The 861-nt window shown below is 37.3% G+C and carries 1 protein-coding gene; it reads right to left on the reverse strand.

The window, feature by feature from the left end; all coding sequences use genetic code 11:
* Positions 1 to 36: 36 nt before the first annotated feature.
* A complete protein-coding gene (locus EI164_RS16500; protein ID WP_192521047.1) occupies positions 37 to 774 on the reverse strand; it encodes a hypothetical protein in 738 nt (245 codons plus the stop codon).
* Positions 775 to 861: the final 87 nt, after the last annotated feature.

Below are 861 nucleotides of genomic sequence, written 5' to 3' on the forward strand. Positions count from 1 at the left end.
AATTGTTTTATGATGTTTGCCCTAACCATAACAATTTTATTTTGAGCTGACTATACTAGGACGACGCATAGCACGTACATTTAATAAACTATGCAAACAAATTTGACAGTACAAACGATGTATATTACTGGCCCGCGAGATATCTATCATTTTACTTAAATCGATACCAACTACATGATGCTGATATGCAAGATAATACAGCTGGTTGATTTTAGCCCATAAATAAGGTGATGGTTTTTGATAGCAAAGCACTTCTGTAAACAGGAGCCTTTGGTACATCAACAATGACTGATAAATGGCCACAGCAAGTGTGGTGGATAGTGTCTTGTCACTGCTGAAATAGCGATGCCAACCATCACTTGTAGTATATTTACGCTGACGGCTTAACAATGAAGTATTATGGCGTATGACTCTGTCATAGACCATAATAATTAGATAATATAATGATTTTATCTGATTTACATACCCTACTTGAACACTACTCAGTGCTCCTGTCTCATAAATGAAATGCTGACGCAATGCTGCAATCAACTGATCTGAGGCACTGATTACAGCAATCATTAATTTAAGACGTTGCTGTTCATCTATATTAGCGACGCGTAATACTGTCAGTATTTTTTCTAATTGCTCGGCTTGCTCTGCCTGTGTTTGCGAAGACAGTCCTGCCAATAGTTTACGTAAATAACCCTCTTGGCCATTTGCCATTTTATTTAGTAGCGGCGGCAATGGCTCTTCAGAATATAAGTACTCTTGAAACATCGATAAAGTTATCATCATTCTTCCTAGGGGCTGTATAGAATTGGGAAATAGTTGAAAAAAATAAGCAACGCCTTACACTCTTGTTTACCACAACAAAGAGAA

It is taken from the genome of Psychrobacter sp. FME13, from assembly GCF_014861395.1.
In the GTDB taxonomy this organism is placed as follows: domain Bacteria; phylum Pseudomonadota; class Gammaproteobacteria; order Pseudomonadales; family Moraxellaceae; genus Psychrobacter.

Excerpts from the sequence above, each read along its gene's own strand:
- EI164_RS16500 (WP_192521047.1), bottom strand. The coding sequence starts at position 774 with ATGATAACTTTATCGATGTTTCAAGAGTACTTATATTCTGAAGAGCCA.